Below are 25,366 nucleotides of genomic sequence, written 5' to 3'. Positions count from 1 at the left end.
CAACCTCACCAACGCGGCACGCGTCTTGTGTAATCGGGATCAAAAAGCTTCATGTAAGCCGTGTCGTCGCGTTCCTTCAAACTGCTCTCGTCATAAAGTGCCGCAAGAGACGCGAGTTTGTTCCTGTCCAGTGATACGCCAAGTCCCGGTTTTGTCGGCAAGGCAAGTTTCCCGTCGCGGAAAATGAAGGGCGTTCCTTCGATGACGTCTGTCGCCGTCCAGGGGTAATGGGTGTCGCAGTCGAAGGTGAGATTTGGTGTCGCAGCAGCGGCGTGGACCATCGCCGCGAGTGTGATGCCAAGATGTGAGTTGGAATGCATCGAAAGACCTAGGTCCAGCACCTCGCAGATTTTTGAAAGATGGGATGCGGCGCGAAGGCCGCCCCAGTAGTGATGATCGGAAAGCACTATCTTTACCGCCTTTTTTTCAAAGGCTGCGGCAATGTGATCGAACTCCAGCACGACCATGTTTGTCGCGAGAGGGATTGAGGTTGCGGCGGCCACTTGCGCCATCTGGTCCATGCCCAGGACCGGGTCCTCCAGATATTCCAGAACATTCTCAAGCTTGCGCGCCACATGGATCGCAGTCTCGACCGTCCAGCCTCCATTTGGGTCAATGCGCAAAGGATGACGCGGAAAGGCTTCCCGAAGCTTCAGCATAGTTTCGATTTCAAGGTCGGGATGGAGTACGCCGCCCTTGAGTTTCAGCGATTGGAAGCCGTGGTTCTCGACCATTCTGCGCGCTTCCCCAACCATCTGGTCAGGTGTGAGAACCTCTCCCCATTCGTCCGGCGCTTCTCCGATATGCCCCGCAAACTTGAAAAACAGATAGGCACTGAATGGTACACTGGTCCGAACAGCTCCGCCGAGGAGGTCGCATACCGGGCGACCGAGAAGCTTGCCCTGAATGTCGAGACACGGAACTTCAAAGGCAGATGCGACCACATCCGTCAGCTTGTGATCGGCGACGGCTGATTTGGCATTGATACCGCCGCCACCCGGCAAAGCGGCTATGATCCGGGACTTCAGTTCGTGCAGATGAAATGGATCCAGTCCGATAAGTGCCGGAGCAGCGCGCCGCAGACCTTCCAGCGCTTTGATACTTCCGTAACTTTCCCCGAGGCCGACCGTACCGTCATCGCATATGACCTCGATGACGGTGCGCAGTGCATGCGGCTGATGGACACCTTTGCAGTTCAAAAGTGGCCTGTCGGGAATGGCGACCGGTGTGAGGTGAATTTCGGCTATGCGCATCAGGAGACTCCTTGTCGCCACCAGCTGTGCGCAGCCTTGAGTGCATCTGCGAGCGGTGGCAGTTGGGGATGCCAGTGGCGTTCCCATTCCAGACTGAGAGGGATTTGCCGTTCATTCGGCAGAATAAGCGAAAGCAACTCTGATATCGGAAACTCGCCTTGCCCTGGCAAAACGTAGCGCCGTTCTCTGTCGCTATCCATCACGCTGTCCTTGACGTGCAGATGGACGACGTTTCTTTCGATCTGACGCCAAACCATTTTGAGATTGGAGCCTTTTGCCCAGGTGTGGTGGGTGTCCCACAATATCCGGGCGGCCGGCACCTGCTCGATGAAGGTGAGAAGCTGTTCAAAATCCGAAAGCGCATCATGGGTTTCGATCATCAGGTCGACGTTCAGTCCACGTGTCTGTCTAACGGCTTGCCAATTATCCAGCAGCGCCGCCGAACGGTCCAAATCTTCCGGCCCAATTTTCTTGCCGCCGTCGAATATCCGCAGATAGGCGATGTTGGCAGCCTCTGCCCAGTCGATGAAGGGCTCGATCTCGGAGAGACTATCGCTCCCGAATAACCGCATGGATGTGTTGAGAGCGGCAACCCTGAGGTTGCGTTCGCTCAGAAAGGCGGCAAATCGGGCAGGTGTGCCAAATTCGGCAGTGAGCGCGGCTATAAGGTCGATGGTGCCGGAAAGTGCGCGCAGTTCCACGTTTGCGATGCCATGGCGCTCTGTCAGGTCGGCCGTCTCATGCAGGCTGAGTTCGGAGCAGCCGAGGGTCGAAAAGCAATAGTCGGAACCACTCATGCCATACGTTCCATATCCTGCTTGTGGACCGGGTGGAGGGGCGCAAGTCCCGCCACGAAACGTTCAATTTCGGTAATGGCCAGATCGGAAAGTGCGCGCAATTCATTGCCCAGCGCCCCGGCTATATGGGGGGTTAGAACGACATTGGGCAGATCGTAAAACGGGCTGTCCGTGGGCAGGGGCTCGGGTTCGGGCGTGTCAATCAGAATGCGCAGCCGTCCGGAAATCGCTTCAGTCAGCAATGCATCGTGGTCGACCAGCCAGCCCCGCGCCGTGTTGATGAAGATGGCATGGTCCGCCATCAGCGCCAGTTCGCGGGCGCCGATCATATGGTGCGTTTCCGGCAGGATCGGCGCGTGCAGCGAGACCACATCGGACCATGCGAGAAGCTCGTCCAGTTCGGCTTTCTTCGCGCCAAGGGATGCGGCCTCTTCCGCCGACAGAAAGGGATCGTAAACGGCAATCTCGAATGTGCCGCGCGCCAGCATCTCCATCACCAGCCGCCCGATGCGCGAGGCGCCGACAATGCCAACCTTGCGGGCATGATTGCCAAGATAGGGCAGGCTTCTGCCGCGCCTGCTGCCAAAAACGCCGGTGCCGCGCTCTGTTCTATGTTCATCCCGCAATCGAAACACATCCTTGCCGCACATGATGATTGCCGCATAGGTGAATTCGGCAACCGGCACGGCCATGGCGGAAGCTGCTGTCGTGACCAGAATATCCGACGTCTCCCAGAATTCTGCGGGCGCAACCATCCGCACCGATGATGCCGCATAGGCCAGCATTTTCAGCCGCGGCGCGCGTGAAAGTCGTTCGCGTGTCAGGGATGGCGTACCCCAGGCAGCGAGCAGAATATCCGCTTCGGCGAGAGCCTCGGCACCGTTCGCCGTGTCGAAATCCGTATGGGGAAAGCCCGGAATAATGTCCGCTACGGCATTCAGCCTTGCCCATTCGCGCGGACCGAAGAAGCCTTCTGGAAGCTCGCTACGCATCGCAATCAGCAGGCGTGGTTTGTCCTGAGAATGTTTCATGCGCGCACCGGATTTGAAATGGGGTGGATGTCGATGCAGGAAACATCGATCTCAATCGGTTGAGAACCGGGCTGCAGGATCACATCGAGAAAAAGCTCAGGCGGTGCTTTGCCCGGCCGCAGTTTCAGGGGAGGGGTTCTTAACGCGCCTTGCCACTGTGCGGACGGAAAGGAAAAAAGCCTGCCGTCATCGGCACGAAACGGTGCCAGCGCTGTCACCGTCTGTCCTTCGGCTGCGACGTCTTTCAGTCGCAGCGATATCCCGAGGACACCATCATGCGCCGGTACCTCCACATCGCAGATAGCCTCCACCCATACTCCCGTGCCGGGGTGGACAAGCTGCCCGCCGAGACGATGATTCTGCTCATCCGCGTCGGTGACGATCCGGGCCGAGAGGTCCGATGCGAGATTGCCGGCGGGATTGTTGACCGGATCGAAGCAATCATCCTTTGACAGGAGCCGGGCCGGCGCACGGGGCACGATCGTTTCGAGATAATCCGCCAGCAATTGCCCGACCGCAAAGGCGCCGGCTACGGAAAAATGGGTTCCGTCATCGGAATAGCCCGGATATGGTTCGCCGAATTCGTTGTCAGGATCGACCCATGCTGCGTTCCAGTCGAAGACATGGCAATTGGCGTTGTTGGCGGCAAATTCGGTGCTCTGCCGGTTGATCCAGTGGGCCTTTGCCCGCTCTGCACCGGCCGCCGGCCATTTTCCAGTGCTTCGCGCCAGAATGGGAAGCAAAATGACGGTCTTGCCGGCGGCGAGCAGGACTGAGGCGATCCTTGCCCGCGTGTCTGCAATCGTCTGGCGCGTTTCCACCATCATGTCGTTGGTGCCGGCATCGATGATGACCAGATCGAAATCCGATTGCAGCAACCGCGGCAGCCGGCGTTCGATCTCGACCGCCTTCTGGCCGGAAACTCCGAAATTGAGACCGGAAAAGAACCGGCTGATGCCCGGCCGGTTGCTCGGCTCCCAGCCGGGCGGCACGGATGGATCGTGGTGGACCGGGCAGCAAAGCCTGCCATGCGACAGGACCTCGGCCCAGCTCATCCAGCCGCGTGCCGATGTGGCAAGCGAGCTGGCGTCACCAATATGGTTCTGCTGGACGAGCGAGGTGCCGAGAATGGCAATCCGGCCAGCCCGGGGGAGCGTTACCGACATGAGGCGATCCGGATCATCAGGAAAACAGGACGCCGCCATTGATGTCGTAGCAGGCGCCGGTGACATAAGCGGCATCGTCAGACGCGAGGAAGGCCACCAGACCGGCGACGTCTTCGCTCGACCCTTCGCGCTTGAGCGACGTCGCGCCGGCCACCCGTTCGCGCACCTCCGGCTTGGTGAAGGTATCGTGGAAGGTGGTGGAGATCATACCGGGGCAAACGGCGTTGACGCGGATTTTGGGGCCGACTTCTTTGGCAAGTCCGCGGGTGAAGGTCATCACGGCACCCTTGGAAGTGGCATAGGCAAGAGCGCCCGGGCCGCCGCCATCACGGCCGGCCTGCGACGAGAAAGTGACGATCGCGCCGCCCTTGGCCATCTTCGGCAATGCGGTCTTGGCCGTCAGGAACAGCGATGTCAGATTGACGTCGAGGACCTGATGCCAGAAGGCTTCATCCATTTCTGCGATTGTCTTGCGGGCGATCAGGCCGCCGGCAACATGGACGAGGCCGTGGATCTCCCCAAACTTGTCCGCAGCCGCAGATATGGCAGCCTCGACTTCGGCGGCGTTTGTGAGATCCGCCTTGATCGCCAGAGCCGAACGACCAAGCTTTTCGATTTCGGCAACGGCTGTGGCCGCGCCCTCTGCCGCGCCATTATAGGTAAGAACGACATTGGCGCCTTCCTGTGCGAAACGGATGGCGCATGCCCGGCCGATATCCCGGCCGGCCCCGGCGACAACGATGGTTCTGTTGGTAAAACGCTGCATTGGAAACCTCGTATGTTAGAACTGCTTGGGAAGGGAGAGCTTGAAACGCTCGTCATCGACATCACTGAAGTAGATGTCGGTGGAAAAACCCTGATCATCGATGAAGCTGAAAATGCGCTTCGGCTCCTTCAGGCTGTAAGGCACCAGAAGGGTGACAAGGCGATGCCGGGTGGCGGCCGGAACCGTGGCGCAGACATGGTGGTGTATGTCGAGCCCTTCGAATTCTTTCGGGTCGATATCGGGAAAACCCTCCACGGCGCTGATTTGCGGCGTGCCGCCCGAAGAGTAAACGAACTGTCCGTAGAAACCGGCTTTCCGGCCATTGTAGCGGAAGCTTGACCTGCCGGTCTGCGGCGCTCCGAGTGTATGGCAAAGCCATTGCAGTTCCTGGGGTTCCGAACATTCGACTTCGTCGACAATCACGAAATAGCTGTCATTAACGAAGTGGGTTTCGCGCAGCACCTTTTGAACCAGCGGGTTCGCAACCTGGTAGGCGGCGGTTGCATCGCCGACGATACGAACATGGCCGGGCTGTTCCTCCACCGAGACGATGCGGCCGGCGGCGCGGCGTGCAAGCGCCTTGTCCTTTTCCGCATATTGGCCTTTGCCGCCGATCAGCACGGCATTTTTCGACCGTGTCTGACGCCGCCAATTCAGATGCATCTGCGAATTGAACGCCACGTAATAACCGGACTGGATCGCCAGATCCTCGCCATGGGCATAAAGCACAAAGGCATTCTGGTCGCCGTGACTGTGGCTGAGCGAACCGTAAGGGCTGGATTTGAAGACGAACTGCAGGTGCCGGTCCGGGTCTTCCATGTCTTTTTGGATGGTCGCCCAACCAATATCATCGAAAACGGCGAGTGCCGGCAGGTCGGCGGGAGACACGGCTTCCACCTGCGGGTAATCGTGGCGATAGACGAGATCGTCGAAGTTGAGGTCCCACCAGCCGTAATTGTAAAAGGCCATTTCCGTGCCTGTCGCATCGGCCTTGATGTGATCGAAATACCACTGGTAATGGCCATTGCCGGTGACGCCGGCGAATTGCCGGACGTTGTATCCCAGCTTCAGGCCGGGAAGGTCGCCAAGGGTGGAGTCGTCGCCGAAGTTGGCGCGGCGGGTTCCCGGCGCCTTGGTGTAAAGCGGGAAGCGACCGGTATTCTGGAAAAACGGCCGTTGATAGAGGTCATAACCAATATAGGAGCGGATCAGATTGGCGGCCTCGATGAGATAGGCCATGCCGGTCATCCAGTAATGCGGACCTTCCGCCCAACCACCATCGGTTCCCGCCCAGGGAGAATAGAGCGTGGCAAGGAATTCGACGGTATAGTCGAGCCATTCGCCAGCCTCGTCGCTTTCTCCCTGAAGTGCGATGCAGGCCGGCGTCAATACAGCCGAAAGCGAGCGCACCGCATGGCTGTCATAGGGAAAGACGTGAATGCGGGCGTGTGCGATGACATGATCGGCAACTTCCCGCGTCCGTTCGAGAAGAACGGATCGCACGGTCCTGCGTTCGTCTTCGCTCAGATGGTCGTACAGCCAGTCATAACCCCAGGCGAGTGCGACGACGACGCGGAACCCCGCCTCGTCATTATAGGCGCGTGAGGTCGCACCTTTCGTGTCCCAGGCGGCGACGGCCAGCAGCCATTTGCGGGATGCATCGAGAAGGTCGTCGCGTCCGAGCACGCGGCCGGCAATGGCCAGGTGCCGGATCGCATAGATCACTTCCTGGCAGTCTATATACATCTGCCGCCAGAGCGTGGCGACACGCGTGTTGTTGGGATAGGGCTGCGGTTCCGGCATGACCGGCCGCTCGAGCCACGGCTCGACCGATTTTTCGTAAAACTCGGCCCAGCCACAATGGTTGGGGTCCTTCGCAACGGCATCGGCGAAGGCACTCAATTGCTCGGAGTTGAGCCACAGCCGAGGGTGGCTGGTTTGCGCGGCAGCATGGCGGGCAGACCTGCCGGGCAGCGGCGTTTTCGGCAGTGCTTCACTGATCTCGAAACTGCGTACGGTGCTCCAGTTGGAATGCGCTGTTGCGGATTTCTGATCCCATAGCGCATAACACCAGTGATAATGGCCGTCCGGCAGTGCTTCATCCGGGGTGAAGAAATTCCAGGCGAGATCCTCGAAGACGAGCGTTTTTTTGTCTGTAAAACCGGGATCGGTCGAAATGCGCAGCACGTAACGCGCGCCGTCGTCAATATCGGGTAGCCATGAAAAGCGCGGAGGGTTCTCCGTCGGTTGTGCTTCTTCGCTCGGCTCGTAGCCAATGGTCAATGAGCCCGGGCGGGGTTCATCGAGAAGTGTCTGTCTGGAGATGGCCGGGGCAGAGGGACGCATTGCGCTCTAACTCCTATGAAAACAGAAGGGAAAGGATGGCGGCGACAAGGCCGCCATCATGGTCGGAGGGTTTATTGCGCCGCCTTGTACTGGCGGTCATAGGCCGACTGCATCATCTTGATGACCTCGTCGTAACCAAGAGCAGTGAGGCGCTTTTTGTAGGCGTCCCAGCCGGTATCGACGTCCTGCGCGCCGAGAATCCAGGTCTGCTGCATCTCGGTCATGTAGGTGAGGATGCTAGGCCAGTAGCGGTCGAAGGTCGCTTTTTCCTCGGCGTTCAGGGAAACGCCCATGAACTCGTCCTTGAGGCAGTTGCACTTCTCGTAGAGGTCGATGCCCTCAAGCGCGATCTTGTTCGTCCACTGGCGCTCATATTCGTAATCCATCCAGTATCCGCGCGGGATCGCCGCACCGACCGCCCAGAGCTGGGCATTGACCGGATCCTTGTTGTCGAGGATTTCCTTCTTGAACTGCGGTTTGCCATCGACCATTTCGTAGGTCAGACCCTCAACGCCGAAATTCGACAGGATGCGGCCCTGCTGTGAGAACCAGAAGTCGAAATATTTGATGGTTTCGACCGGGTGTTCATTGGTCGCCGAAATTGCCCAGCCGACGGGCTGGACACGCAGGCGCCGCGAATCCTCGAAGCGTTGGCCCGAGACGGTCTTGGGCGGAAGCATCGGCTTCAGCGCAAAGCCTTCAATCTTGGGCGACAGGGCGTCATTGTAGGTCGACGTGCTGGCGAACCAGTCATGCGTCATCCCGCCGAGATTGTTGCCCAGGAGATATTCGCGCGAACGGGCGCCGCGGGTGAATATCTCCTTGTCGATCAGGCCTTCCTTGTACCACTTGGCGACATTGGAAATGCCCGTCTTGTAGTTTTCCTCTGCCCACGGGTGACGCAGCTGCCCGTCGTAAACGGCAAAGTCGCCATAACGTTCGGATCCCGACACACGAGCGTCCCACAGGTTGATGAGGCGGACGGCATCGATTTCCTCACGGGCAAAATAAGGCACTTCATCCTTGAGACCATTGCCGTTCGGGTCCTTGTCGCGGAAGGCTTTCAGAACTTCGTAGACCTCTTCCGGTGTCTCCGGCTGCTTCAGGCCGAGCTTGTCGAGCCAGTCCTGGCGGATGAACCAGCCGCGCGAGAACTTGCCGTCAGGCACATAGGGGATGAAATAAAGCTTGCCGTCCGGTCCGGAAATCGCATTGCGGATTTCCTTGTGGCTGTCGAAGAAGGCCTTAAGGTTGGGGGCGTTTTCCTCGATCAGCTCATCGAGCGGAATGAACGCACCCTCCAGCCCGTAGCGGATGAAATCCTCCTTCAAACCACCGTTGGCGTCACCGCCAACGATGTCGGGAAGGTTGCCTGAGGCGATCAGAAGATTGAAGGCATCACGGCTGCTGGTGGTTGCCAGGGATGCAACATTGCGGACATGGATATTGGTGATTTCCGCTGCCTTCTGCTCCACCGGCCATTTTTCCGAATAGACGTATTTGTCGCGGAAATGAAAATGGATAGTCAGTTCCAGCGGGTCTTCGGTGATCTTGCCTGAATCCTGCGCCGATACCGGCAAAGCCAGGGTTGCGGCTGTCATCAACGCCAGTAGGGGCGCGCCTTTTCGTAGTGCTCTCACAGGTTCTCCTCCCTTGTGCTGCTACTCTTTGACTCCGCCCAGCAGAATTCCTTTGGTGAAATACTTCTGCGCGTAGGGGTAAATGATGAGGACGGGAATAATGGAAGCGATCATGATCGCCGATGTCACCGTCTCGAACGAATAGTGGGCGGTCAGCAGGCTCGAGGCGAATTCGTCATTGGAATTGAGATCGACGATGACGCGCTTCAGATAGACCTGAAGCGGAATTTTCTCCTCGCCGCGCAGCAGCACCATGGCCCAGAAATAACCGTTCCAGCGCGATACGATGCAGAACAGCGCGACCGTGACGATTGCGGGCTTCGACAGCGGAATGAACACCTTCCAAAGCAGCTGCAATTCGCTGGCGCCATCCATCTTCGCGGCCTCTTCGAAGGATTTCGGCACCGCTTCGAAAAAATTCCGCAGCAGGATGACGTTGAAGGCATTGGCCGCGAAACCGAGGATGATGCCGAAACGGCTGTCGAGAAGCCCGAGATCGCGCATATTCAGGAAGAACGGGATCATGCCGGCGTTGAACCAGAGCGTGAACGCGATGGCGATGTTGAAGAACGTGCGGCCACGCAGGCGTTTGCGCGACAGGGCATAGGCGCCGGGTATCATGATCAGCAGGCTCATGAGCGTGCCGCCGAAGGTATAGATGAAGGTGTTGCCATAGGCGACCCAGAACATCCTGTCGGACAAGACCCGATCGTAGGCGGCAAGCGTGACATCGACGGGCCAGAGGGTGACGCGGCCGGCGGTGACGGCAGCGCCCGAGGAGAGCGAGACCGACAGCACATAGATGAAAGGATAGAGTGTCGACAGGACGAACAGGCCGAGAAGAATGGCGTTTGCCCAGCCGAAAATCCTGTCGCCACGGGAATAGAGATTGAAGTTTGCCATGTTTCAGCTCCTCACCACAGCGATGTCGACGAGACTTTTCGGCTGATGCGATTTGCCGAATAGACGAGGACGAAGGCGATGACCGCGTTGAACAGGCCGGCGGCAGTCGCAAGATCGTATTGGGTGCCCTGCAGGCCGGTGCGGTAAATGAAGGTGGAAACGACGTCCGCCGTCTCGTAGGTGGATGGGCGATAGAGCAGGATGATATATTCGAACCCGACTTCGACCAGATTGCCGATGCGGATGATCAGCATGATCACGATCGTCGGCAGGATGCAGGGCAGGGTGATACGCCACATCATCTGCCAGCGCGATGCGCCATCCACCCGGGCGGATTCGTAAAGCGTCGGGCTCACGCCGGCGATGGCGGCGAGATAGACGATGGATTCGAAGCCTGCCTCCTTCCAGACCGATGAGCCGATATAGACGGGACGGAACCATTCCGGCTGGGTCAGGAAATAGATCGGCTCAAATCCAAGGCCTTTCAGCATGAGATTGACGATGCCTATCGAGGGCGAGAGGAAATTGATGACAATGCCGGCGACGATCACCACAGAGATGAAATGCGGCAGGTAAACGACGGTCTGCGCCCAGCTCCGGGCAGTGCCGTTCTGAACCTCATTAAACATCAGGGCCAGAATGATTGGCACCGGAAAGGCGAAGATCAGGCCGAGGCCGCTGATGGTGATGGTGTTCCAGAAGGAACGCACGAACATGTCGTTGCGGAAGAGCTCCACGAAATTCGCAAAACCGACCCAGGGGCTCTTTTCGATGCCGCGGAAGATCGAGAAATCCTGGAATGCGATGACCAATCCGTACATGGGTTTGTAGAGGAAAACCGCAAACCAGATGAGCATTGGCGCCAGCAGCAGGTAGAGTTGCCAGTCACGGCGCACGTCTTCCTGAAGGTCGTGAAGGCGCCCTTGAAAATCCTGTTTCATGGCTGCGCTCCATCCCGGATTTTGAGCGATCTTCCGGTCGCCGCGTCAAAGACGTGGACGCGGGCGGTATCGATGGAAAGCCGGTTGACGCCGTTAAGGGCATGATCGCCATAAAGCGTTTCGGCTTTGGCGATAAATGGCTGGCCATCCGCCTTTCCATGCAGCAGTGCTTCAGCGCCCAGCGGCTCCACAAGGTCAATGCTGCAATGGAGAACCTCGCGGCCATCGCTATCTTCCACCGACATGATTTCCGGCCGCAGGCCGAGCTTGACGGTCTGTCCTTCGATTGCGTTCTTCGCGAAGGCATCGGGGATGCTGAAGCGCTGCCCGGAGCCGCCCGTGAGCCTGACCTTCACGGTGCCATCCTGCTTTTCGATGGTTCCGTCGAGTAGGTTCATTGGTGGCGAGCCGATGAAGCTTGCGACAAATGTGTTCGCCGGTTCGAGGAAAACCTCCATTGGCGAGCCGACCTGTTCGATATGGCCGCCATTCATGATGACGATGCGGTCGGCAAGCGTCATCGCCTCCACCTGGTCGTGGGTCACGTAGATGCTGGTGGCCTGCATCCGTTTGTGCAGCAGCTTGATCTCGGCGCGCATATGGGTGCGCAGCTTGGCGTCAAGATTGGAGAGGGGTTCGTCGAACAGGAAGATTTTCGGTTGGCGCACGATGGCGCGGCCCATGGCGACGCGCTGGCGCTGGCCACCGGAAAGATCGGCCGGCTTGCGGGCCAGATATTCGGTAAGTCCCAATATCTGTGCGGCTTCCGCAACGGCCTTGTCGACGACGGCCCGTTTCTCGCCCCTGACGCGCAGGCCGAACGCGATGTTCTCGGCCACGCTCAGATGGGGGTAGAGCGCATAGTTCTGGAATACCATGGCGACATCGCGGTCTTTCGGCGCGACCTTGTTGACCACCCGGCCGTCCATCGAAACGGTGCCGTCCGAGATGTCCTCCAGTCCGGCGAGCATACGCAGCGTGGTGGATTTTCCGCATCCCGAAGGACCAACGAGGACAACGAATTCCTGCGGCTGTATGGAAAGATTGATACCGTGGACGACTTCTAGGGCGCCATAGCGCTTGACGACGTCGTTGATTTGAACTGCGGACATGAAAGGCCCCTCCTCAAAAGCCTCGTATGGTCAGTCAGGTGTCTTCGACCCCCGCGATGCGCGCTTCCTCGTGACGCGCGTGTTGACCTGCTCGATGAAGGTCCAGATCTTCGGGTTCTTGGAGAGTTCTGCGATTTTGGTTTCGAGTGACCCGAGATGGCGCTGGACGGCTTCGCGTGCCGCTTCGACGTCGCCTGACTCGATTCCATCCACGATTGCCTCGTGCTCCTCGATAACCTTTTCTGTGCGTCTGACCGCAAATACGCGTTTCAGATGCCGCATACGGTCCATTTCGCCCTTGGCCTGGTTGACCACGCTCCAGGCGCCCGGAAGGCGCGCGGCTGCAAAGATGGTCTTGTGGAATTCCTCGTCAAGCAGGAAGAAATTCGTGAATTCTTCGTCTTTTGCAGCAATGCGCTGATTTGAGAGGCAGGTCTTGAGGCGCGCGATGTCTTCAAGCGAATGGCGCTTCGTAGCCTCTATGACCGCGCCCTCTTCCAGTTTGAACCGTATGAAGCAGGCTTCCATGTACCGCTGCACATCGATCGGTGAGATGTATGTACCGCCCTGTGGAACAACGGTGACGAAGCCCTCTTCCGACAGGCGGATGATCGCTTCGCGTACAGGCGTTTTGCTGACATTCAAAAGTGCGGCGATCTCTTTTTCCGACAGCGCGCGCCCAGGAAGTAGTTTGACTTCCACAATGAGCTTGCGGAGCAGCGCATGGATCCGATTGGTCATGTTGCCGCCCTCCGGCAATTCGTCGGGAGTAACCAACTCGGACAGGGGCAGGGATGGAAACTCGAGGGGATTAGACATATCAAATCCATAACTGAGATATCAGAAGAGTTTCTGACATATCGGAATGCGAAATTTCTGTCAAGCGGTCAGTTTGCCGCGATATCGGCCCAAAGGACGAAGTGCAGTGCTTAGCTGGTTCGAGGAGCGAAATGGCTGGAACCAAGTTAAATTCGTGAGAGTGCGCGCAAGGGCACGATCTAAACCAACCCTGGCTTTACCGGAGACAGTTTGATTTAAGTTATGTGCTGGTGCGTCCAGCATGGCGTGATATCGTTCTTCGGCCACGGCCGGAGGGATGTTTCCGATGGCTCCAGAAGGGGCTTCGGACGTGGCGGTTTGACTCCATGGACGATGACGAATCGGAGAAGAGAATGAGAAACGCAGAGCGAGCAGGTCCGCTTCGGTATCTTGAGGTATCGGCCATCGGCAGTTTTTGCTCTGCATTTTTTTATTTCGGGGTGGCCATGGCAATGCCGGCGGACATGACGGCGGAGCGCCTTCTCAATATCTGTGAAGCGCCCACCATGCAGGCCGCGATGATCAAGGGTGACGAACTTGGCTGGCCGCGGCTGACCGCCGCGGAAACGGAGGAATGGCGTCGTAGTTTCGTCGCATATAATGAGGGTTCGGTGGTGGTCGTGGGCTGGCGGGGCGAGAACGCCGGCAGAGCCGAGTCATTGTCTTTTTGGGTTGCGACTGGTCCAAACGGACACAAGGCATGCGCCTATTCCACGGCAAGGCCTGCCGGTTTTCTGGATGCCTTGTCGGAGCGGCTTGGTGCACCGGATAATCTCGACAAAAATGACGCGATAGAAAGTACGACAGCCTGGTGGAAACGAGGTGCGGTCGAGTATTCTTTTGTCCAGATCGGCTCATCCGCTGTCGTCAATATCCGTTCAAGTCAGTGAGGTAGTGGCGTAAACTTCAGGTAAATTGTCGCATAATCCGACAGGCCGCTTCCCGTGGAACTTAAGATTGTCAGCCAAGCTGGCGCTCAATTGCGACCTTGTCGAGGACCGACCAGACCCTACGGATTTTTGCCTGTTCGAAGTCGTAGAAAACATGCTCGCAGAATTGAACGCGCCGGCCATTGACCGGAAGGTCCATGAAGATGGATTTGGGCGTACAGTCAAAAAACAGCCGGGCGGCAAGCCGCGTCGCGTCGCTGACAAGAATCTCGGCCTCAAATCGCAGGTCGGGAATGTCGGCAAAGTCCTTGACCAGCATATCGCGATAGCCCGACAGCCCGAACGGCCGGCCATTGTGTTCGACATTGTCGTCGACGAAGGTGCCGAGTTCATCGAAGGCTTGGTGATTAAGGGAGTCGAGGTAAGCGAGATAGATGTCGTTGAGTGTTTGCAAGTTGTCTTCCTCTACCAGTATGGTTTGTGCTGCCCGCAACTCTGGAGTTACCGAATCATACTGGTGCAGGTCAAACTGTGATGAGCTCGCACCTGCCATCATCTAGCCGGTAAAACCCATCCTGCGGAACGGGTAGCTCGAGCATTTCCTGCTTTAAAAGCCCGAGAAAAACACCCCGAAGGATCCGCCCGAACAGACCATGGGAAATGGCGATGGTCGGATGCCGGACATCCAGGATCCATGACGTCGCGCGCTTGCAGGAATCATCAAAACTTTCGCCATCTGGTGCCCTGAAATACCAGTCGAACGCATTGGACCCGTCAAGATGGCCGGGAAACTCGTTGTCGATTTCAAAACGCGTCAACCCGTCCCAGGACCCTGTCGTGACCTCAACCAGTCGGTCATCTTCGATATGCGGGAGCGGCAGCTTCGCCTGTACTGTACCCGTTCTGCCGTTTGTCGCACGCGCCCGAGCGGACTGATCTGCATCTGGAACAACTGGTTATCATTGTTGAGTGCGTCGCGGAGCAGGCGAGCAACCTGGTCCGCCTGTTCAACGCCCCGTGGCGTCAAGGGTGAATCCAATTGCCCCTGAAACCGGCCAAGAGAGTTCCAGAGAGTTTCGCCGTGGCGAAGGAGGTAAATGGTCGGTAGAGCCACGCTTGTTTCATCCTGCACGTTCGTTATCGATTGCTGTCACTAGGAAGCATCAATACGGAAACGTCCCGATTGCAGCGCATTGATGGCCGACTGCAAAGCCTGATCCGTGTCCTTGCCTGACACTGGCAGGACATGGTGCTCAAAGGCGCCGAGATCGGCGAACTGGGAGTGAAGATCGGCGACCACCAGTGGATCGCTGAGGCTGTCGCCACCCCGGTCCAGACAGCGTTCGATCGCCTCAGCCGCTGTCGTGCGCAGCACAATGTAATGCAGCGGCCGGGCAAGTGCCGTAAAGGCCGGCAGCCAGTCCGGTCGGACGACGCCGTCAAGGATGACGAAGTAGCCCTCCTTGGCGTAACGACCGGCAACATCGGCGGCGATCTGCATGATCATGCGGTTCTGCTGATGGGATTGCGGCAGCCATGGATCGATGCGGCCGTGCTTGATATATCCCCACAGATCATCGCTGTGAAAATGCACCTTTGGAACGCCGGGAAGGTTCGCTAGCGCTTCGGCGATTGTGGATTTGCCAGAGCCGGGGTGCCCGGAGAGAAGCAGGATATTACCGCCAAGATCGTCCGTCATGTTCATTCACTGACGTTGGGCATGCGTAAAGCGGCTAATGATGTAATCATTCGTCTATCGACGTTACCACCCTGGTGTTTCCTATCTTGGCTCGCAGGCAAATGAGGCCCCCTATCTGGCAAAGCTTATCACAAGATAAGCAGACGCCAGAAGCAGGGTGACGATTGTAAAGAATATCAGACCTGCCGCCAGTTCATCGAACTGGCCGTCGCGTCCATTGCGGTCCCAGTCGTAAGCCATAGCCAACCTCCATCGTTGCTGTAAGGGAAGGGTGGTCCCGTATGGTTAACGAAAGCCTAATGGCGGCAGGCTGAATGTTTCCGGTATGATCTGATATCTGGGTCGTAGCGACCGTTTCGTAACGAGACGAGTTGCAAAGGAGGCACAGAAGTAATACCGTTGGTTACGACGGTATTACGGAAATTTGACATGACAACAACGGTAACGGCCAAAGGGCAGGTCACCATTCCAAAAGCTGTACGCGAGCTTTTAGGGATCTCACCGGGAAGCTCGGTCGATTTTGTCCGGGCTCCCGATGGACGGATCGTTCTCGTCAGGGCGGACAAGAAACAGCCACTGACGCGTTTTGCTAAGCTGCGCGGACATGCCGGTGAAGGTCTTGGTACCGACGCCATCATGGCTTTGACCCGTGGTGACGAGTGACGCTTGTCGATACAAATGTGCTGCTTGATCTTGTGACGGACGACCCGGTTTGGGCCGATTGGTCAATCGAGCAGCTCGAACTGGCAAGCGTTTCAGGTTCGCTGTACATCAATGACGTTGTCTACGCGGAACTATCTGTTCGATATGAGCGGATAGAAGAGCTTGACGCTTTTGTTGATCAGGCGGGGTTGAAGTTCACCCCTTTTCCTCGCGCAGCGTTATTTCTGGCAGGTAAGGCCTTTACCAAGTATCACCGGGGCGGCGGGACCCGTACCGGTGTTTTGCCTGACTTTTTTATCGGCGCCCACGCAGCAATACAAAACCTTCCCTTGTTGACGCGAGATGTGGCTCGTTACCGATCGTATTTTCCAACTGTCACTTTGATCTCACCTGAAGTTTAGGAATGCGCGGGCCTTAGCACTTGTGAGCCGACTTCGGTTTTCGAAGTAGTTTCGCGCTCTTCGCCTGAGGTCAGGCGAGCCGCAATGCTTTCAACTGGCTGGCTTGACGAGGCTGATTTCGGTTTTGCTGTCGAGGACGATATGCAGGTCGCGGATCATGCCGGCTGCCTGCAGCAGGGCGTTTCGCACGTCGTCGTCGCTGCGCCATGACGTCGCGAATTATCTGTCACAAGATGAATATTTTGACGAGGCAGAGACCGCGAGCTTCTATATCAGGCACATGCCAAAGCAGGCGTTGCGTTCGACCGATCCGATTCACGACTACTTCACTGTCCTTCTTCCGAGCGTCGGATACCGCGGTGGTAACGGGCGGCTGATGTATCAGGCGCGGCTATCGGAATTATCACGCAATCCAACCGGCATGGTTCGCCTCTTTGTTGATGCTTGCCGCGATCTTCGGGTTTTTTATGCAGTGTCCGGCATGTCGCTTTTCTTCTGTTCCTATGCGGCAGGTGCGACTGAAAAAGCATATCCTTTGTTTCGTCGGTTTCCAGGCCTTCTTTACGAAGATGGCAGCAATTTCACGTTGGAAATATTGCGTCGCACCGATGTGATCCGAGACGTGAATTGGTTGACAGCCATCAACGATGAACTGCTGGCGCGGGTCGGTGGCTTAGAGAAAGCAAGAGACGTGCTGGGAGACGAGATTGTCCTCCATCCCTACGAAGGAGGCGTCGTTTTCCAGGCGGGTGCCCGCGGCGTACCGCGCAGTCAACGATTTTCTCAAGCCCCTGCGTTAGGAGGCCTGGGATTATCCCTATATATGAGCGCCTTACGGTGTCGATGAGATGGAGTGTACGCAATGGTGGACTCATCGATTTGACGATGGTGAACGTTAAGCTCGCCCAGCCTCAACGATTTCATCACCCCGATGGCCATCCTTAAGGAGCGGAGGTGAAACGTCTGGGCGACACTAAGGCATCTCATACCCGGAGATCATTCCTGCCGATAAAACTTAGTTGATTTGCTAAGTTTTCCCTTGCTCCGCCACGATGAAGCATGATAGTTAGCAATATGACTAAGCATCATCGCGAACTTTCACTGATCTTCCAGGCTCTGGCCGATCCGACGCGGCGGGCGATTCTGGCGCGCCTCGGCGGCGGGCCGGCACCGGTCATGGAGCTGTCCGCTCCCACGGGGCTGCGTCTGCCCACGGTCATGCGGCACCTTTCCGTGCTGGAGGAGGCGGGGTTGATCATCACGTCCAAGGATGGTCGGGTGCGCACCTGCGCCATCGTGCCGGAGGCGCTGGAGCCGGTATGCACGTGGCTCGATGAGCAGCGGGCGATGTGGGAGAGCCGGCTTGACCGGCTGGAGGCATTTGCAATGCAGGCCATGAAGGAGGATTCCGAATGACAACGAAACCGGGTCAACAAAGCGCACACGCTGAACCGCATCAGCCACAAGACGGTTTTGCGACGCTCAGCTTTGAACGGGAAATTGCCGTTCCGCTATCGGCTCTCTGGCAGGTCTGGCTGTCACCCGCCGCCCGGGCGGTGTGGGCTTCTCCCTCACCCTCGGTCACCGTGGAGTTCCTGGAGGCGGACAGCAGGCTGGGCGGTCGCGAAGTGTCGCTCTGCAAGGTCGCCGGCCAGCCGGATATTCGCTGTGAATGCGGCTGGCTGGAGCTGCAGCCAACCCGCCGCAGCGTGAATTACGAGGTGGTCTCATCCGGCGGCGTAACCCAGTCGGCAGCGCTGGTCACTGCCGATTTTCAGTCTGCGGAAGAGCGGAGCCGCTTGACCGTAACGGTGCAGCTTTCCTCTCTGGCCAGGGATATGCGCGATGGCTATCACGAAGGTTTCGGCGCGGGTCTCAACAATCTGGCCAGCGTGGCCGGGCGGACCATGGTGCTGGAACGAGTGATAAAGGTGCCGCGAAACATCGTCTGGAAAGCCTGGATGAACGAGAAGACGCTGCCGCAATGGTGGGGCCCTGAAGGCTTTTCCTGCCGCACGAAGAGGATTGATCTGCGCACCGGCGGCGAATGGGTCTTTGACATGATCGGCCCTGACGGCACAGTCTTCCCGAACCATCATCGTTATGTCGAGATCCGGCCTGAAGAGCGGCTTGCCTATACGCTGCTGTGGGGCGAAAACGGTCCGAAACATGCCGATGCCTGGGCCTCCTTCGAAGATCAGGATGGCGCGACGAAAGTTGTGCTGGGCATGGTGTTCAGCACGGACGCCGAGTTCCAGCAAGCGAAGGGTTTCGGCGCCGTGGAGCTGGGTCAGCAAACGCTGGGCAAACTGGAGCGCTTCGCCAAGTTTTTTTAAATGGACCGATCCTGCATCGACATTTTCTATATCCGAAATCCGAGCTCCTTTATACTCTGTTTCTTGATCGTTATTCGGCGATAACCTTGATTTATAGGATACTCAATGAATTTATAGGAGGCCAACCCAAATATGGTGGTGAGCGCTAAAGCACATAGAGCCATTATCCCTAGTGCGACTAAGCCGGGCGTAAAAAATAGACCTACCGCTTTTTCAGAAACTTGAATCATTAAATTGTGAACGAGATAGATTGAATAACTTGCGTTTCCAAGGTGGATAACGAGTCTATTTCGCGCAACCAAGCCGTTTTCCTCAAGGAATACGCACCCGGAGATAAGCATTAAACCAGCTAATCCCCAAGTCATTGGTCGAAATATATTGTTACTATAACTTAGACCCAAACCGTTGCCCGTGACAGCAATAATAAGTGCTCCACTGGCAATTAAAATCCAAGCAATTGTTGGATTGGCTGAAGGAGAATTTTCGCGTCTCGAAACATAAAAAGCACCAAATGCTGCTCCTATGGCAAAATCAAGGATTACTGGGCTGGTATAATATTCTAGATATGGGTTTTTCGCGAGAATTATTCCTGAACTAGCCAGGCAAATCAGAATTGTTACCAAAAGCGCTATTCTCATTCCGAAATTAGGAACAAAAAGTAGCAAAGCAAACAGCGAATAGAAGAAAATTTCAAAATTCAGCGTCCAACCAACAGACAAAATTGGCTCCCACAGGCCGTTGCGCGTGAATGGGATAAAGAAAAGAGATTTCCAAATGTAGCTGAGTTGCAGATCGATCACGCCAATGGGGCGAAACCCAATGAGGAACAGGGCTACGATAGCCAACGTCATTATCCAGTATATAGGAACGATACGAATAATTCGGTTTAAGAAGAATTTTGCCGGGTCTCTGTCTTTCCCGAACGTGGTCAACACCATAATGAATCCACTGAGAACGAAAAATATATCAACCCCGGCGGCTCCGAATTCATAGACTTTGGCCCCCGGAAACAAACGATCTACGTAGGGTAAGAAATGATGAAAGAATACTAGGAAAGCCGCCACTGCTCTCAAAGCCTGCAGATTGATAATCATTTTATGGCCTCAAAATACCGTCGTAGAAAATTATCGAATAGTAACCTATCGGTCTAAAATATTGCTCTAATTTGATATTATAGTGGGACGAAGTTGTTCTATTACTCTCTAAAGCCCTATTCTCAGAAATTTTTTATCTAATCAATTGTCGTCACGCCTACTTCAAGAACTGCCTTGAAGGAGATAGTCTGACTGGTGACTTTTATGAAACTGAAATGGTGGCGCGCAAAAAGTAAATGGTTGGACGGCTGCCAAGAAGCAAAATCCTTTTCCTGAAGAGGTACACAAATTTCTAATGAATTTGCAAGCTGAGAATGATGGACCCGCGGCAACAGCCCTAGCGACGCGAGGGTTCTTGATTAGAGTGGATTCCTAGAGTAAAAGTTTTTTTTGATATTTTTGATATTTTTTTTAAAAGATTGGAATGACAATGAGTGCACTCGTTGTGCCGTCATTTTTCTATCGCAAGTTTCTGACGATAGCTGCATTATTTAAAAACAACAAGCGGTGGCGCCAACCCGACGAATGGATACGTGTGCACGTTTTTTTTCCTGTAACTTCGGTGGATGGGGAAAGGCTGACTCGTGTGGTCATGCGGCGAGGCGAGGCCAACAACTATGAATACCGGGCCTTAAACGAGGAAGAAAAAGAAGAGATGTTTTGCGATCTAGCTTGGTGAGACGTCATAGCATTATTGCATGAGGCTTTTCAAATTGCATCGACGAAGGCTTAACAAATTGCGGCGTTACAATGATCTACCTAGCTTCATTGAAGCTTTACCATTATATCCGACGCGGATAATTGTATCCCGAGGTATTGTCCGTTTATATATATTTTTGTTTGGTTTCTTGTCCCAGTGTAATGTAATTCCGACAGCCTTTGGATTGCCATTTCTTAGAATTACAGACATGTTAGTCATATCGACGCTGCCAATATTGTATTTGGTATATATAAGGCTATTTAATTCGGCGCTGATTTTGACTCATATTGCTCCGATTATGTTTGCATTCTTAACCTGTCTATTTTTTTTCACCGATAGGCGGCAAGGCGAACTATATTCGTCTGTCTTTACATTTTTATATTTACTTTATTTTCTTCCCTTTACGTTTGCTTTGCTCCGTGAGGGGTGCTTGGATTTGTTTTGTTGGGGAATCCTGGCAGGATTCGCGACGACGACAATTTTTTTGTTGATTGATTTGTATGTTCCTTACACTCTTACGAAGATAGGTCTCGCCCTTGTGTTTGACTATGAAGCGGTCGCTGACGCAGCGGCAAAGGGCGACTACAATGCGCCTCTGCTTCGCTTCGAAAAAGCCGGCGGACTGTGGACGCACGGAAATGAAGCTGGTCCAGTGTTTGCCCTAGCCGCTGCCGCTGCGGCGTCTTTAACGGAAAGGCGTCGCAATTTTTTTATATTTGCATCATTTGTAGCGATATACCTTGTTTCGTTTAGCGCCACACTAAATAGATCCGGGATGGGTACGGTCGTATTGATAGGACTGATATCGTACATGTCTTCGTTCTCGAACCGAAAAATAACTTTGACATTGGTTTATGGCTGCATTGGAACATTAATTGGCTCAATGGTGATTTTCTTTGGCTCGTTCGATCTACTCGATGGCGCGATCTCAAAGAGATTTCTTGAGGACGAAAATGCTAGCTCGAATATTTTCGAACGGCTTGAATCTCTCGGGTATGGCATACAAGTGGCCCTCCATAACCCTTTTGGTATAGGACTTGCCGCTAGGATGGCTGCAATGAATGCGTTCAGTAACTTGGGGACGCCTCACAATGGTTTTGTTTCGACTGCTTTTACTTCGGGTATTTTAGTTGGTTTTTTTGTTGTGTCCTCAGTCGCATATATGTTGTTTCGTTATAGAAAGGTGCGCTTTTTTCTTTACGTGGCAGTTACACTGACTTGCGGTTATTTTTTTGAGGAACTGGACTTCAACGCCGCCTTTATGTGTTGGGCCGGTTTGTTGATAGGTTACACCTGTTTGGATCTCGATTATCGCTTGGTTCGGGGGCGGGCAATTTTGCGGTACTTGTTGAAACTGTTTAAAAGTCAGCAGTCTGTATGTCCTGAAGCCACTAGTTTATCTTCCGTGAACTCATGAATAGAATAATAGAGTGAAAACCATGTGTCGTTTCCATCAATTCAAATATTGACGTTAGGAATCTCGTAGAGGTTTAAGATGTCACGCGGGAGCATTGTCATTTTCGTCCCAAGGGTGTTGGTTGATGCCTTGCGATAGAAGGTGTCTCTCGCGTCACTACTGACTTGACGACTTTTATCGCTCAAAAAAGGGGACATTGCGTGTTTGATCACTTGGATTTTTAGTTGTTCTCCGGGCCTGTAGTGGTTTCTCATTCGTTTTGTTTTTCAGCTACTTGACGCCAATTTGTTCCTTAATTTACGCCTGCTCCGCTTTATATGGCGAACTTTTTATTTCCTCATTCTTTCCCATCCCTCGCTGGTTGACCTATATTGAGCCGTGAACCCATAAACGGGCGGCGAGGCGATTAAGGGCGGTCAGCCTGTAAGTACCAAATAAAACACATGCGGTCGCGGACGTTGCAACCAGCAGCGTCGTAAGCTGCAAAAGAGTCGGCAAACGCTTTTCGCCCTTCTTCGATAAAGTCGTAACGAAGGCTGATATCAACCATCTGCTGTCGTGCGGTTGTTGCGGAGAGTGCGACGCGCTCGGCCCAAGTTAAACCGTCTGGCTCGCTCATCAACGTGTTTACCTCTACCCAATAACATTCGCAGGTAGCTTCCGGCAGCAGGAATTGCAGTGGCCCGTCAACGTTAAGAAGGCCTAATTTCTCGGCTTCATTGATAACCAGAGATATTGTTTCAGGTTGCCAACCCCATTCACCGCCGCTGCGACAAGCGGCAGATCGCAGTGTATCTGGAAGGAGCATCTCAGGGTTGTCTTTCATGCGGCAAGGCTATACATCTTCCAAGAGCGATCAACGTCTGATTCAGTGCCGTCACGGGCCGATACGATCTGACCGACCACGAGTGGCGCGTGATTCAGCCGCTGTTGCCCAACAAGCCGCGAGGTGTGCCTCGTGTTGATGACCGTCGCGCGCTGAACGGCATTTTCTGGGTTCTGCGATCGGGTGCTCCTTGGCGTGAGGTGCCACAGCGCTATGGCCCCCTACATCACCTGCTACAATCGCTTCCGACGCTGGATGAAAGCCGGAATCTGGGACAGCATGATGGACGGCCTCACCAGCACATCGCATGATCGGATCACGATGATCGACGGCACTTCAATTCGCGTACATCATTCAGCGGCAACATTGAGGACGGATCACCCAGATCGCTGCCTTGGAAAAAGTCGCGGCGGTCTCACAACCAAAATCCATGCTTTAACCGATGGAAAAGGGCTGCCAATCAAGATTGCCATTACACCCGGTCATGCCCATGACCTTACGGCAGCGGGCGAACTACTCGATAATCTTTCCGTCAGGTGCGATGCTTCTTGCGGACAATGCATATGATGCCAACTGGCTACGCTCAAAGATGAGCGCGCAACGCTCGTGGGCTAATATTCCGCGAAAGTCTAATCAAAAGGAGGCAATCGTCTTCAGCCCTTGGCTGTACAAAAAAGCGCAACCTCATGAGCGCTTCTTAACAAGCTCAAATACTTCAGACGGGTTGCAACCCGATACGACAAACTTGGAATGACGTTTCTCGCAATGACGAAGCTAGCTTGCATTCGCATCGTACTCCGTCATAACGAGTCCACGGCCTAGTTATGGCTGCTCACAAAGAGGAATTTAAGAGTACTTGCAATAATATTTGGAGAATTGATTTTGGCAATGTTTTGATAATGGATAATTCATGAAATATATTTTCTTATTATCGGCTTTTTTGATATTTTTATTTTCGGCTTTTATTTACTTTTTTCCGATCTTTGGCGCGGTTGTTTGTCCGCCTTGTTTTGGTTTTGTCGAGGTTGAAGGGGGGATTTATATTGACGCGAGCCTAAATGCGGATCTTGAGAAAGATAAGATTTTGAGTAATCTCGATGCCGCACATTTGTTATTGAGAGAGGTCTACGGTGAGGTTGAGGCTCCGCTACCCGCAATATTTTTGTGCGTGTCCAAGAATTGCGCCACGTACCTAGGTAGACGTGGGGAGAAGGCTTCGTCGTTTGGGCATTGGGCTATTGTTGTCTATCGTGATGGAAATAACTCTGGCATTTTGGCTCATGAGCTTTCTCATATTGAGATTGGCTTTAGGCTAGGCTTTTATAATATGTCGTCTGTCCCCATTTGGTTTGATGAAGGGGTAGCAGTGGTCGCATCACAAGATCGTAGATATTTGAACGTTGACCCTTCCGGTAGACTTTCGTGTAAAGAGGGTGTCAGCGGGGCGGTGATAGCCGATCTCGATGAGTGGTGGCGGCGCGCTAGCATCGGGGACGTCGGCATATACAGCGCTGCTGCTTGCGAAGTTATGAAATGGATGGACCGTAGGGGCAATGAAGGTTCATTGGTTAGACTCTTGGATTTATTACGATCGGGCGAGTCGTTTGATGTGGCTTTTGAATAGTGGTGTAGGCAGTTAGTTTTTTACGGGTTTATTTCGTTTATTTCATTTCCTCGCACATCCCCACCCTTTTTCTCTGGTTTATACTTCTTCCTTGTTCGGCGATGAATAGGAAGACATTCCTGTTTTGAAACTGAACCAGCGCCGGCTGTGAGAGAAAGACGTCGCTCTCATATTTCGCGGTCTGACAGGTAAAGTCCTCTGGCCGTGACCGGAGGAGAGATGGAATCTGGTTTGTGGTGGGCCTTTCTATTTCTCCGAAACGCATTGGCTGAAGGACACGCTCTGACAGGCATAAACCGCTGATGCGGGGCACTGATAAGTGTCTTTATTTTCCCTAGGCGGCAATTTTCAGTGCCCCGTTGCAATGCCCATCGAGCTGAAAGGCTGATGGAAAAAGAGATGGAGTTCACAACACGGTCGCAGCTGCGTCGCGTGATAGGAAAGGTGTGTTCAAATGGGTCTCTATGAAATGTACGTCCTTGCTACTCGTGCAGATACCGCCCTGATGAGGAGAAGGCTGGCACGATCTCTTTTTGCCAGGGCAAAGCTTCGAAATCGGAAGCTCAAGAAGTAGTATTTACGCAACCAGAAGGAGAGTTTTGATTCGATGGTCAATAGGAAGAGGGGAGGGCAGGTGAGTTGCGACCTGAGCGGCTTCTGCAAACATATATTTATATAATAACCAGCGCAAAACATATAAAATATATGCGCTGTTAGATTGTATATTTTTGAATGAGGGCGGATGAGAATCTGCGGACAAAACTGATTTTACTGACCTGCAATTTGCGGATTGCGGGCCGACTACGCATAAATATATGAGTTTTATGTTGAATTTGCTGATTTGAATGGAGAATCGTTATGCGCGGAAACTATATGAGCGAGATGGGTTTGATTGGAGTGGAGTTCAGATTTGAGTGGCGATCGATCATAATAACAATATCA

General features: G+C 54.5%; 26 protein-coding genes and 2 pseudogenes. 11 read left to right on the top strand and 17 right to left on the bottom strand.

All coding sequences use genetic code 11. The features are described from left to right. Positions 1-5 precede the first annotated feature (5 nt). From ATU_RS13935 to ATU_RS13885, 11 genes are all read right to left on the bottom strand, one after another. The gene (locus ATU_RS13935; RefSeq protein ID WP_010972699.1) at positions 6-1,253 is read right to left on the bottom strand and encodes a glucarate dehydratase family protein; all 1,248 of its coding nucleotides are present in this window, start codon (positions 1,251-1,253) and stop codon (positions 6-8) included. Continuing rightward, positions 1,253-1,954, bottom strand: a complete 702-nt coding sequence (locus tag ATU_RS13930; RefSeq protein WP_236762297.1) for a sugar phosphate isomerase/epimerase family protein — start codon at positions 1,952-1,954, stop codon at positions 1,253-1,255. The genes ATU_RS13935 and ATU_RS13930 overlap by 1 nt, the downstream gene beginning before the upstream one ends. A gap of 92 nt (positions 1,955-2,046) precedes the next feature. Beyond that, positions 2,047-3,081 carry a hydroxyacid dehydrogenase gene (locus ATU_RS13925; RefSeq protein ID WP_035257505.1) on the bottom strand — a complete coding sequence of 345 codons (1,035 nt, stop codon included), beginning with the start codon at positions 3,079-3,081 and terminating at the stop codon, positions 2,047-2,049. Further along, positions 3,078-4,247 (bottom strand): SGNH/GDSL hydrolase family protein, encoded by a 1,170-nt coding sequence (locus ATU_RS13920; RefSeq protein ID WP_010972696.1) that lies wholly within the window; start codon positions 4,245-4,247, stop codon positions 3,078-3,080. Before ATU_RS13920 ends, ATU_RS13925 begins: the two co-directional genes overlap by 4 nt. Positions 4,248-4,263: 16 nt before the next feature. Continuing rightward, entirely contained in the window at positions 4,264-5,013 is a 750-nt protein-coding gene (locus tag ATU_RS13915; RefSeq protein ID WP_010972695.1) for an SDR family NAD(P)-dependent oxidoreductase, read from the bottom strand. 15 nt (positions 5,014-5,028) lie between these two features. Further along, positions 5,029-7,359: an alginate lyase gene (locus ATU_RS13910; RefSeq protein ID WP_010972694.1), complete on the bottom strand. Its 2,331-nt coding sequence runs from the start codon at positions 7,357-7,359 to the stop codon at positions 5,029-5,031. Between the two features lie 71 nt (positions 7,360-7,430). After that, positions 7,431-8,960, bottom strand: coding sequence for an extracellular solute-binding protein (locus tag ATU_RS13905; RefSeq protein ID WP_010972693.1), 1,530 nt, complete (start codon positions 8,958-8,960; stop codon positions 7,431-7,433). Positions 8,961-9,020: 60 nt separating this feature from the next. Then, on the bottom strand, positions 9,021-9,902 hold the full coding sequence (locus ATU_RS13900) for a carbohydrate ABC transporter permease (RefSeq protein ID WP_003517572.1): 882 nt from the start codon (positions 9,900-9,902) through the stop codon (positions 9,021-9,023). 11 nt (positions 9,903-9,913) lie between these two features. Beyond that, positions 9,914-10,843, bottom strand: coding sequence for an ABC transporter permease (locus ATU_RS13895; protein ID WP_010972692.1), 930 nt, complete (start codon positions 10,841-10,843; stop codon positions 9,914-9,916). After that, positions 10,840-11,955 carry an ABC transporter ATP-binding protein gene (locus ATU_RS13890; RefSeq protein ID WP_010972691.1) on the bottom strand — a complete coding sequence of 372 codons (1,116 nt, stop codon included), beginning with the start codon at positions 11,953-11,955 and terminating at the stop codon, positions 10,840-10,842. The genes ATU_RS13895 and ATU_RS13890 overlap by 4 nt, the downstream gene beginning before the upstream one ends. A gap of 30 nt (positions 11,956-11,985) precedes the next feature. Continuing rightward, positions 11,986-12,696, bottom strand: a complete 711-nt coding sequence (locus ATU_RS13885; RefSeq protein WP_010972690.1) for a GntR family transcriptional regulator — start codon at positions 12,694-12,696, stop codon at positions 11,986-11,988. A gap of 404 nt (positions 12,697-13,100) precedes the next feature. Here ATU_RS13885 and ATU_RS13880 point away from each other — a divergent pair, with 404 nt between their 5' ends. Then, entirely contained in the window at positions 13,101-13,664 is a 564-nt protein-coding gene (locus ATU_RS13880) for a hypothetical protein (RefSeq protein ID WP_035257513.1), read from the top strand. A gap of 70 nt (positions 13,665-13,734) precedes the next feature. Here the strand turns inward: ATU_RS13880 and ATU_RS13875 are convergent, their stop codons facing one another. From ATU_RS13875 to ATU_RS26915, 4 genes and pseudogenes are all read right to left on the bottom strand, one after another. Beyond that, entirely contained in the window at positions 13,735-14,118 is a 384-nt protein-coding gene (locus tag ATU_RS13875; RefSeq protein ID WP_010972688.1) for an ester cyclase, read from the bottom strand. 70 nt (positions 14,119-14,188) lie between these two features. Continuing rightward, positions 14,189-14,778, bottom strand: a pseudogene (locus ATU_RS13870) (histidine phosphatase family protein). 39 nt (positions 14,779-14,817) lie between these two features. Next, the gene (locus ATU_RS13865; protein WP_010972685.1) at positions 14,818-15,369 is read right to left on the bottom strand and encodes a P-loop nucleotide/nucleoside kinase family protein; all 552 of its coding nucleotides are present in this window, start codon (positions 15,367-15,369) and stop codon (positions 14,818-14,820) included. Between the two features lie 105 nt (positions 15,370-15,474). After that, complete coding sequence (locus tag ATU_RS26915) at positions 15,475-15,603, bottom strand: hypothetical protein (RefSeq protein ID WP_266021412.1); 129 nt, start codon at positions 15,601-15,603, stop codon at positions 15,475-15,477. Positions 15,604-15,792: 189 nt separating this feature from the next. Between ATU_RS26915 and ATU_RS13860 the strand changes: the two genes are divergently transcribed. The 6 genes from ATU_RS13860 to ATU_RS13840 all read left to right on the top strand — a co-directional run bounded on the left by ATU_RS13860 (position 15,793) and on the right by ATU_RS13840 (position 18,763). Beyond that, positions 15,793-16,026, top strand: a complete 234-nt coding sequence (locus ATU_RS13860; RefSeq protein WP_006312031.1) for an AbrB/MazE/SpoVT family DNA-binding domain-containing protein — start codon at positions 15,793-15,795, stop codon at positions 16,024-16,026. After that, complete coding sequence (locus ATU_RS13855; protein WP_010972683.1) at positions 16,023-16,427, top strand: type II toxin-antitoxin system VapC family toxin; 405 nt, start codon at positions 16,023-16,025, stop codon at positions 16,425-16,427. Before ATU_RS13860 ends, ATU_RS13855 begins: the two co-directional genes overlap by 4 nt. 84 nt (positions 16,428-16,511) lie before the next feature. Continuing rightward, a complete protein-coding gene (locus tag ATU_RS26910; protein WP_258114296.1) occupies positions 16,512-16,637 on the top strand; it encodes a hypothetical protein in 126 nt (41 codons plus the stop codon). Then, positions 16,585-17,274, top strand: a complete 690-nt coding sequence (locus tag ATU_RS13850) for a type VI immunity family protein (RefSeq protein WP_010972682.1) — start codon at positions 16,585-16,587, stop codon at positions 17,272-17,274. Before ATU_RS26910 ends, ATU_RS13850 begins: the two co-directional genes overlap by 53 nt. A gap of 227 nt (positions 17,275-17,501) precedes the next feature. Continuing rightward, the gene (locus ATU_RS13845) at positions 17,502-17,843 is read left to right on the top strand and encodes an ArsR/SmtB family transcription factor (RefSeq protein WP_035257518.1); all 342 of its coding nucleotides are present in this window, start codon (positions 17,502-17,504) and stop codon (positions 17,841-17,843) included. Next, the gene (locus tag ATU_RS13840) at positions 17,840-18,763 is read left to right on the top strand and encodes an SRPBCC family protein (RefSeq protein WP_010972680.1); all 924 of its coding nucleotides are present in this window, start codon (positions 17,840-17,842) and stop codon (positions 18,761-18,763) included. The genes ATU_RS13845 and ATU_RS13840 overlap by 4 nt, the downstream gene beginning before the upstream one ends. 26 nt (positions 18,764-18,789) lie before the next feature. On the opposite strand, the gene ATU_RS13835 is transcribed toward ATU_RS13840, so the two are convergent. Further along, positions 18,790-19,857: an acyltransferase family protein gene (locus ATU_RS13835; protein ID WP_010972679.1), complete on the bottom strand. Its 1,068-nt coding sequence runs from the start codon at positions 19,855-19,857 to the stop codon at positions 18,790-18,792. 430 nt (positions 19,858-20,287) lie between these two features. Between ATU_RS13835 and ATU_RS13830 the strand changes: the two genes are divergently transcribed. Continuing rightward, the gene (locus tag ATU_RS13830) at positions 20,288-20,536 is read left to right on the top strand and encodes a hypothetical protein (protein WP_162180334.1); all 249 of its coding nucleotides are present in this window, start codon (positions 20,288-20,290) and stop codon (positions 20,534-20,536) included. A 229-nt stretch (positions 20,537-20,765) separates the two neighbouring features. Beyond that, positions 20,766-21,974: an O-antigen ligase family protein gene (locus ATU_RS13825; protein WP_051883815.1), complete on the top strand. Its 1,209-nt coding sequence runs from the start codon at positions 20,766-20,768 to the stop codon at positions 21,972-21,974. 406 nt (positions 21,975-22,380) lie between these two features. On the opposite strand, the gene ATU_RS13820 is transcribed toward ATU_RS13825, so the two are convergent. Continuing rightward, a complete protein-coding gene (locus ATU_RS13820; protein WP_035257524.1) occupies positions 22,381-22,800 on the bottom strand; it encodes a hypothetical protein in 420 nt (139 codons plus the stop codon). 68 nt (positions 22,801-22,868) lie between these two features. Between ATU_RS13820 and ATU_RS13815 the strand changes: the two are divergent. Further along, positions 22,869-23,622: pseudogene (locus ATU_RS13815) on the top strand (IS5 family transposase). 88 nt (positions 23,623-23,710) lie between these two features. Continuing rightward, positions 23,711-24,424 carry a hypothetical protein gene (locus ATU_RS13810; RefSeq protein WP_010972674.1) on the top strand — a complete coding sequence of 238 codons (714 nt, stop codon included), beginning with the start codon at positions 23,711-23,713 and terminating at the stop codon, positions 24,422-24,424. Positions 24,425-25,366 lie beyond the last annotated feature (942 nt).

It is taken from the genome of Agrobacterium fabrum str. C58 (assembly GCF_000092025.1).
GTDB lineage: Bacteria > Pseudomonadota > Alphaproteobacteria > Rhizobiales > Rhizobiaceae > Agrobacterium > Agrobacterium fabrum.
The sequence above is the reverse complement of the archived record's forward strand: the minus strand, read 5'-3'. Positions and strand labels throughout refer to the sequence as shown.

What these genes read in the sequence shown, in the direction of transcription:
- ATU_RS13925 (WP_035257505.1), bottom strand. Translation starts at nt 3,081, where the DNA reads ATGAAACATTCTCAGGACAAACCACGCCTGCTGATTGCGATGCGTAGC.
- ATU_RS13935 (WP_010972699.1), bottom strand. Translation starts at nt 1,253, where the DNA reads ATGCGCATAGCCGAAATTCACCTCACACCGGTCGCCATTCCCGACAGG.
- ATU_RS13850 (WP_010972682.1), top strand. Translation starts at nt 16,585, where the DNA reads ATGCCGGCTGCCTGCAGCAGGGCGTTTCGCACGTCGTCGTCGCTGCGC.
- ATU_RS13835 (WP_010972679.1), bottom strand. Translation starts at nt 19,857, where the DNA reads ATGATTATCAATCTGCAGGCTTTGAGAGCAGTGGCGGCTTTCCTAGTA.
- ATU_RS13905 (WP_010972693.1), bottom strand. Translation starts at nt 8,960, where the DNA reads ATGACAGCCGCAACCCTGGCTTTGCCGGTATCGGCGCAGGATTCAGGC.
- ATU_RS13830 (WP_162180334.1), top strand. Translation starts at nt 20,288, where the DNA reads ATGAGTGCACTCGTTGTGCCGTCATTTTTCTATCGCAAGTTTCTGACG.
- ATU_RS13865 (WP_010972685.1), bottom strand. Translation starts at nt 15,369, where the DNA reads ATGAACATGACGGACGATCTTGGCGGTAATATCCTGCTTCTCTCCGGG.
- ATU_RS13820 (WP_035257524.1), bottom strand. Translation starts at nt 22,800, where the DNA reads ATGAAAGACAACCCTGAGATGCTCCTTCCAGATACACTGCGATCTGCC.
- ATU_RS13840 (WP_010972680.1), top strand. Translation starts at nt 17,840, where the DNA reads ATGACAACGAAACCGGGTCAACAAAGCGCACACGCTGAACCGCATCAG.
- ATU_RS13890 (WP_010972691.1), bottom strand. Translation starts at nt 11,955, where the DNA reads ATGTCCGCAGTTCAAATCAACGACGTCGTCAAGCGCTATGGCGCCCTA.
- ATU_RS13810 (WP_010972674.1), top strand. Translation starts at nt 23,711, where the DNA reads ATGAAATATATTTTCTTATTATCGGCTTTTTTGATATTTTTATTTTCG.
- ATU_RS13915 (WP_010972695.1), bottom strand. Translation starts at nt 5,013, where the DNA reads ATGCAGCGTTTTACCAACAGAACCATCGTTGTCGCCGGGGCCGGCCGG.
- ATU_RS13845 (WP_035257518.1), top strand. Translation starts at nt 17,502, where the DNA reads ATGACTAAGCATCATCGCGAACTTTCACTGATCTTCCAGGCTCTGGCC.
- ATU_RS13920 (WP_010972696.1), bottom strand. Translation starts at nt 4,247, where the DNA reads ATGTCGGTAACGCTCCCCCGGGCTGGCCGGATTGCCATTCTCGGCACC.
- ATU_RS13885 (WP_010972690.1), bottom strand. Translation starts at nt 12,696, where the DNA reads ATGACCAATCGGATCCATGCGCTGCTCCGCAAGCTCATTGTGGAAGTC.
- ATU_RS13825 (WP_051883815.1), top strand. Translation starts at nt 20,766, where the DNA reads ATGTTAGTCATATCGACGCTGCCAATATTGTATTTGGTATATATAAGG.
- ATU_RS13895 (WP_010972692.1), bottom strand. Translation starts at nt 10,843, where the DNA reads ATGAAACAGGATTTTCAAGGGCGCCTTCACGACCTTCAGGAAGACGTG.
- ATU_RS26910 (WP_258114296.1), top strand. Translation starts at nt 16,512, where the DNA reads ATGCTTTCAACTGGCTGGCTTGACGAGGCTGATTTCGGTTTTGCTGTC.
- ATU_RS26915 (WP_266021412.1), bottom strand. Translation starts at nt 15,603, where the DNA reads ATGGCTTACGACTGGGACCGCAATGGACGCGACGGCCAGTTCGATGAA.
- ATU_RS13860 (WP_006312031.1), top strand. Translation starts at nt 15,793, where the DNA reads ATGACAACAACGGTAACGGCCAAAGGGCAGGTCACCATTCCAAAAGCT.
- ATU_RS13880 (WP_035257513.1), top strand. Translation starts at nt 13,101, where the DNA reads ATGGACGATGACGAATCGGAGAAGAGAATGAGAAACGCAGAGCGAGCA.
- ATU_RS13910 (WP_010972694.1), bottom strand. Translation starts at nt 7,359, where the DNA reads ATGCGTCCCTCTGCCCCGGCCATCTCCAGACAGACACTTCTCGATGAA.
- ATU_RS13900 (WP_003517572.1), bottom strand. Translation starts at nt 9,902, where the DNA reads ATGGCAAACTTCAATCTCTATTCCCGTGGCGACAGGATTTTCGGCTGG.